The following is a 7008-nucleotide window of genomic DNA, read 5'->3' on the forward strand; positions in this document are numbered from 1 at the left end:
GGTTTCTTTGGGTTCCTGGGCGGATAATTTTTTAACCAGTGGGTTGTTGAGCCTTGAGGGCTTTGTATTTAATTGATAGGTCTGATTCTTATTGATTTTTGCCAGTTCATAACCCATAGGTGTGTAATGTGCATAATAGAGGGAGGAGTCCTGAGAATTCACTGCAGGTGATGTTGCTCCGAAGCGGGACCTGGTTAGCTGACGTGTGGTTTCGTCCCGGAGATTCAGACAAAAAATTTCTTCTGAGTGGATGGTTGAAGCCGTGAACCACAGTTTATCACCTGTTTTAGAGGGATGTTTGGGTTCATCCAACTCCGGATCACGCAGGGTTTTCCATGTTTTATTCTGGGTGTTGAGCGAAACAATGCTTTTTTTATTGTCCTGAAGCAAGACCATTACCAATTCCCCGGATTTATCACTCCAGGAAGGATGCATTGGGAAAGCATTATTTGGAGTGGAGATTCTGTCAAGAGTCATCCCCGTTTTTACGTCCAGCAAAGTGATGAAAAACTCATAAGAATTGGTGGTTTCCACTACGGCCAGGGTGTCGCTGTCTGATGCAAGGGCGGGTGCAAAACAACGAGTGCGCCTTGTAAGTGTGTGGGTTTTTCCATTCAACCGATCATAGAGCCTGATGACGGAATAATCGGCATTGGGCCAGCGAATGTGTGGCTTTGTTTCGCTCCATGCCACCCATCGCTCATTGGCGGAAATGGGGTCTTCATCCCGATAACCTGTAAATGCAAGAGTGTTGGGCGTGGAACCTGGAATTATCTCAACAATTTGTTTTCGAAGGGCAGGCCCACTCATTTCTGCAAAAATGTGACCATCAGTTGAAATTGCAGGAAATTGAAGGTCGGTATAAGAGTCAGTTTTGGATGCGATTGGGGTTAGATTTGTTGTTTTTATGGTATCGTCGTACTTCTTCCATTCTGTTGCAATGCTGTCATAAACAGATGTATAAATATCCTTTGGCGAACGGAAGCCTGTTTCCCTGAGTCCTCTCCGGAAAGGAATTAGTGACCAGCTGTTTTTCCCCACATTATCGAGGACATTTTCCCATATTTCCGTTCCATACCGGTTTCTGATCTCAGCAGTCAGGTGATAACCCATTTTGTAATAATCGGGGACAAAATCCCGGTAGGAACCAAGATAGGCTTTGTCGTAGCTGTCCGGCCCGAACTGAGTTACTCTGGCCCTCAGGGGTTGTGTGAAAACCGGGAGTCTCCCACGCCCACTTTGACTTAGTGTGGTTTCGGTAATGACCGCATCTCCCTCCATAAACCACATGGGCAGATAAGCTCCAAGAGCAGCACCCACAGCCTGTTGGCCGGTGAGCCATGATGCCACTTTTGTAAATCCCTGATTCAACTTGTCAATCTGCACAATATGCCTGTATTCGTGTACAGCTAATTGCTGCAGCCAGTCGGTACTGTAATTGCCCTGAGATGGGTTGGGGTAGAGCTCGATTCGTTTTGGAGCCCACGAAACAAAACCGTTGGTGTAGGTGGAATAGCTGTGAATGAGAATGTCTATTTTGCCGGGATTGTGGTTCAGGGTGGCTTCTATCGATGGGATGATACTGTCCATAAAAATGGCGAGATCCCGGGCGGGTTCGGAAAACTCTTCCGGAAATACCATCCGAAATTTTTCATGTTCAATTTTTTGCCAGCTAATGGAGGCAGGGTCGGCTCCGGATGAATAATATTGTGCAGAGATTCCCTGAAAGAGAAGCAGAAAAGGCAGGAGAGGAAGAACTATTTTTGGATGCATAAGTGTTGACTGTAGTCTGATGGTATTTGATTGTTTTAAAACAACGCGGTGATAAAAATGGTTGACTTTAATTTAATGATGTTCCGGTGTTCACAAATGTAGTGTTTTTGAAATTATGGTGGAAAAGAGAAAAAAAAACCACAGAGGACACAGAGAGGCACAGAGGAACTACCGGGAACAGAGGTTTCTTGCCGGCCATTCCCTCTGTGCTTCCCCGTGCTCTCCGTGGTAAGAAAAAAAGGAAAAATAAAGAGAGGTTTCTGAATTTTTACATGGTTTGGTTTAATATATTTGTCAAAATTAACAGACATTGAAAGAGTTAACTTTATGAAATAAAATCATATATATAAATGACCATAGAACAACAACATAGGCGCCCCGTAATATATCAATTGTTACCCCGGTTGTTTGGGAACAGGAACAAAACCAATACACCCGGTGGAACCATAGAGCAAAACGGTTGTGGAAAATTCGACGACATCAGCAGTGACGCGTTGGAAAGCATCAAAGGACTAGGAACCACCCATTTGTGGTGCACCGGAATTATTGAGCATGCACACCTGACCGATTATTCTAATTATGGCATAGTGAAGGACTATCCTGATGTGGTAAAAGGTAAGGCAGGTTCCCCTTACGCCATTAAAGATTACTATGATGTGGATCCCGACCTGGCTATTTCTGTACCCAACCGGATGCAGGAATTTGAGGCATTGGTCAGGCGAACTCATGATGCAGGCCTGAAAGTTATCATCGACCTGGTACCGAATCATGTAGCTCGTCAGTATGTTTCGGATGCAAAGCCTGAGGGAGTGGCTGATTTTGGTGAAGATGATAATCCATCCAAAGCATTTCAGCGGGACAATAACTTTTACTATCTGCCGGGAACAACATTTCAATCGCCTGTAGCTGCATCCGGTGGTGAAAGGTGGGAAGAGGATCCCGCTAAAGCAACAGGAAATGATTGCTTTAAACCCAATCCGTCGGTGAATGACTGGTATGAGACAGTGAAACTGAACTATGGAGTGGACAATCAAACCGGAGAGAAACAATTTTCGCCTGTTCCTGATACCTGGAAGAAAATGCGTGACGTGGTGCTTTTCTGGGCTTCGAAAAAGGTGGATGGTTTCCGCTGCGATATGGCGGCCATGGTGCCTGTGGAGTTCTGGACCTGGATGATTGATGAGGTGAAGCGCCAATATCCTTCGTTACAGTTCATCGGAGAAATTTATGATACAGACCGGTATCATGAGTTTATTTTCAAGGCGGGGTTTGATTTTCTTTACGACAAAGAATTGTTTTACAATACAATGAGAGGCGTGATTACCGGCGACCGTCCTGCCATCGAGCTGACATCCTGCTGGCAGTGTACCGAAGGCTTTCAGCATCACATGGTTTATTTTCTGGAGAATCACGATGAACAGCGAATCGCTTCTTCTTTCTTTGTCAATAATCCGCAGAAAGCGATGCCGGGTGTTGTCGTTATGGCAACGATGCAAAGCAATCCTCTTTTGATTTATTTTGGACAGGAACTGGGAGAGAAAGGGATGGATCAGGAAGGATTCAGCGGTTTGGATGGTCGTACCTCCATTTTTGATTACTGGAGTCCGGAGCGAATTCAACAGTGGACAGGAGATGGAAATTTTGATGTGAAAAATCTACCGGATGAGGTTAGGCAAATGAGGCAGGAATATTCCACCATTTTGAATTTGTCCCAACAGGCACCCGCATTTGTGAAGGGATTATTTTACGACCTTTCGTGGAGCAATGTTAGAAATGAAGCCTTTAACTCCTCATCCATCTATGCTTATTTCAGGTATTGCGGCGAGCAAATATTATTGGTTATCGCTAATTTTTCAGGCAAGGAGCTGGATTATCGTCTTCATGTTCCCCCTCATTTTTTCGAATTGGCAGGATTGACCGACCGTTTTTATTTTACCGGGCACGATTTATTAAAGAAAAACAAAATGATTCAATTTCCGGCCGAAGTAGCCCAAAATGCCGGAATAGGAGGGCGTTTGAAAAAACATTCAGCCTCGGTTTATGAACTGAAATATGAGATGATGAAACGAGGGTAATGGTTAATTATCTGATGATTTTTCTATTTTTGTGAAATGAAATTTCCGCAAAGGTTTTAAATTTATCATGAAAACCTTTACAGAAATTAAATTAACCCCGATTTAGAAAATCACTTGTTTGGGTAAAGTATGAGACCAAATGAGATGATTTACTTTATCGAATCTGCAGGGAATATATCTCAATTTTAAATAATTCCGTGCGGATTTAGGGTGAGAGAAAAATATACTACTGTCCTATGATAGATTACTCACAGGTTACTATAGAAAATGTTGTGGTTCACCAGATTGGCAATCGAACTGAAGGCGAACCGGTAAAATTTTCCAAAAGTCCGTTGCGACTCTTCGACGAAGAGGTGGTTGGGGATGTATTGTTGTCTTATTTTTTCAAGCCTTTTAAAACAGAAGCCTATTTCAATTTTACCGATGAGAATGAGGAACCTGAAAACAACCCCGTTTTTAAATGGGTATCAGCAGTATTTGAAAGTCCTGATAAATTGTATGACACCTCCATTGAGGTAGCTGAATTTTTACACGAGAATTCCAATCATCCCAAAATCAGGGGTGGGGAGTTTTATATGACTTATTTCAGCAATTGTGTGGTCGATGGAGAAGTAACCGATGGCATAGGCATCTTTAAAAGTGAGAACAAAGAAACTTTCCTTAAAGTCTATCTGAAAGACCAAACGTTTGAGCTGGGAACCCAGGAGGGTATCAATATTAAAAAACTGGATAAAGGATGCATTGTCTTTAACACTGAGCGCGAAGCCGGTTTTAAAGTTTGTATGGTTGATAACATCAACAAAGGACATGAAGCTCATTTTTGGAAAGACGATTTTCTGGGCCTCATGCCCCGTGAGGATAATTATTATTTTACACGTAATTACCTGAGTCTCTGCAAGGATTTTGTGACCGATGTGTTTAACGACGACCACGATGTGCCTAAGCCCGATCAGATAGATATGCTCAACCGTTCCATAGACTTTTTTGATAAGAACAATAATTTCAAAAAAGAAGACTTTGAGCAGCAGGTTATCCGTCAACCCGAAGTTATTGAGGCGTTTAACGATTACCAGGGAGAATTTGAAACCGAGAAAGCCCTTCCGCTTAATGACAACTTCGACATCTCAAAAAGTGCCGTTAAAACCGAGAAAAAACACTTCAAGTCCATTCTAAAACTGGACAAAAACTTTCATGTGTATGTACATGGCCGGCGTGAGCATATCGAGCGTGGCTTCGACCGCGACCGGGGCATGAATTACTATAAGCTGTATTTTGATGTAGAGCATTGATTTTTTTGCGCTTGCTAATTGTAACCACGAAAGACTCATAAGGTAACACGAGGGGGATTTATTAAGTGAAACAGGTTAGCAGCTATTATCCCTTTGGAATGCTGGCAGAGAATGCCCAAATTGGTGGTGCCAATAATAAGTACCGCTACAGCGGCAAAGAGTTGCAGGAGGATGCGATACAGAATGGAGAGTTGGATTGGTATGATTACGGGGCGAGGTTTTATGATGCGGCTTTAGGGCGCTGGCACCTACCTGACCCCGTAGCTGAAAAATCATATAGCAAAACTCCTTTTCATTATTGTTCAAATAATCCGATTAGTAGGTTCGACCCTGATGGAAGAGACGATTATTATTACAATAAGGGCAATTGGCAAATAAAAAGGAATGATAATAAATATCATACTCTTACAATAAATGGTGGTTTACAATGGCGTTCCGATAAGCTTTATGTAGGTGCTTTGGATAGAATTCATTTAGAGAATACCGTTACTTTTATGATGGCTCCTCAAAACAAAGGTATATATAACGATATGTTATCAAGAGCTAAAACAAATGGATTTGAAGCTGATGTACAGTTGCTTTATTTAGAAGATTTAATTATGGGGAGAGCAACAGGTTCTGATGATAGATTACAACAGGCTTTCAAGTTATTTCAAACATTAAAAAAGATGTCTCAAAACGAGTTAGAAAATGATAAAACTACAGAATGGGATATTTTTGTTGAAGGTGTTACTTCAAAAGAAGGATGGGCAGAGTTATGGAAGGAATTTTTGCTTTGGTATTATGCAAATGACCCTGAAAAGAAGAATGAAATATTGAATTCAAACAATAATAACACAGGAAATAATAAGAACGATGATAGTGGAAATGATAACTCATCATCAAATGACGATAGTTTTTCAAGTAGCAATAGTAGTTCTAATAATAGATGTAATATGGGAACGAAAGGCACATACGAAGAAATGTGGAATTATGTAAAACAGAGGTGGAAATAATAATATAATGATACGAAATATTATATCCTTAACTATACTAATTAGTTTTATTGCTTCATGTAGTATGGTGCTTAATAAAACAAAAGAGTATAAAGAACTCTATTCTAATGGAGAATTAAAAACTGTTGGCACTTTAAAAAAGAATAAAAAAACAGGTTGTTGGTTGTATTATAACTCAAATGGAGTAAAGATTAGAGAAGAAAATTACATTGATGATAAATTAACTGGAGAAGCATATTCTTGGTATGAAAATGGCCAGATACAAACTTTTGAAAAATATCATGAAGGAATGTTGGTGGATACGTTTAAAGTTTGGAATAAAAATGGTAAAATGAGTAGTCTCATTGTTCGTGGTGATAATGGGGTGGAAAATGGAGTGTCAAAGTCCTGGTATCCCAATGGTATTTTGATGCAGAAAGGTTATTTTCATAATGGATTATTAGATAGTGTTTGGGAAGAATACCATGATAACGGGCAATTATCAAGTATAAAGCATTACAACAAGGGTGATAAGGTTGGTAAATGGATTTATTTACAAGAAAATGGAGACACCCTAAAAACAGAAGAGTATAAGGATTAAGGCTTAAAAATCCCGGCCTCGTCCGGGTTTTGTTTTATTTTAACCCTGCCAATCCAAGCAGTTCATCCAGTTCCTTGTCAGAAATATTTTCTTTGTCGGACTTATCAAAGATGGTAAGCAAATAGGCTGTTTGGTTAACGATTTTAACGCAGGAAATTACACGGGAGCCACCAGACTTGCCTTTTCCTTTAGAGGTAATAGCCATGCGAACTTTGTAACAATCTTTTCCTAAAGGCTCTCCTTGTGTCGGGTTTTTTTCGAGAGAATCTATCAGCTTGTAAAGGTCAGATTTAAGG

Annotated in this window: 5 protein-coding genes and 1 pseudogene; 4 read left to right on the forward strand and 2 right to left on the reverse strand. The window is 40.8% G+C overall.

What is annotated here, in order from left to right; all coding sequences use genetic code 11:
• Positions 1-1773: pseudogene (locus QZZ43_RS04240) on the reverse strand (hypothetical protein); the annotation flags it as partial.
• 350 nt (positions 1774-2123) lie between these two features.
• On the opposite strand from QZZ43_RS04240, the gene QZZ43_RS04245 reads away from it, so the two are divergent.
• From QZZ43_RS04245 to QZZ43_RS04260, 4 genes are all read left to right on the forward strand, one after another.
• Positions 2124-3848 (forward strand): alpha-amylase family protein, encoded by a 1725-nt coding sequence (locus QZZ43_RS04245; RefSeq protein WP_291856594.1) that lies wholly within the window; start codon positions 2124-2126, stop codon positions 3846-3848.
• 236 nt (positions 3849-4084) lie between these two features.
• Positions 4085-5137 (forward strand): nucleoid-associated protein, encoded by a 1053-nt coding sequence (locus QZZ43_RS04250; protein WP_291856596.1) that lies wholly within the window; start codon positions 4085-4087, stop codon positions 5135-5137.
• A 65-nt stretch (positions 5138-5202) separates the two neighbouring features.
• Positions 5203-6132: an RHS repeat-associated core domain-containing protein gene (locus QZZ43_RS04255; RefSeq protein ID WP_291856598.1), complete on the forward strand. Its 930-nt coding sequence runs from the start codon at positions 5203-5205 to the stop codon at positions 6130-6132.
• Between the two features lie 7 nt (positions 6133-6139).
• Positions 6140-6712 (forward strand): hypothetical protein, encoded by a 573-nt coding sequence (locus QZZ43_RS04260; RefSeq protein WP_291856600.1) that lies wholly within the window; start codon positions 6140-6142, stop codon positions 6710-6712.
• A 34-nt stretch (positions 6713-6746) separates the two neighbouring features.
• On the opposite strand, the gene QZZ43_RS04265 is transcribed toward QZZ43_RS04260, so the two are convergent.
• On the reverse strand, positions 6747-7008 hold a 262-nt coding region (locus QZZ43_RS04265), incomplete at its 5' end, for a type II toxin-antitoxin system RelE/ParE family toxin (RefSeq protein WP_291856602.1).

It is taken from the genome of Marinilabilia sp., assembly GCF_016278715.1.
Lineage (GTDB): Bacteria > Bacteroidota > Bacteroidia > Bacteroidales > Marinilabiliaceae > Marinilabilia.

Excerpts from the sequence above, each read along its gene's own strand:
- QZZ43_RS04245 (WP_291856594.1), top strand. The coding sequence starts at position 2,124 with ATGACCATAGAACAACAACATAGGCGCCCCGTAATATATCAATTGTTA.
- QZZ43_RS04260 (WP_291856600.1), top strand. The coding sequence starts at position 6,140 with ATGATACGAAATATTATATCCTTAACTATACTAATTAGTTTTATTGCT.
- QZZ43_RS04250 (WP_291856596.1), top strand. The coding sequence starts at position 4,085 with ATGATAGATTACTCACAGGTTACTATAGAAAATGTTGTGGTTCACCAG.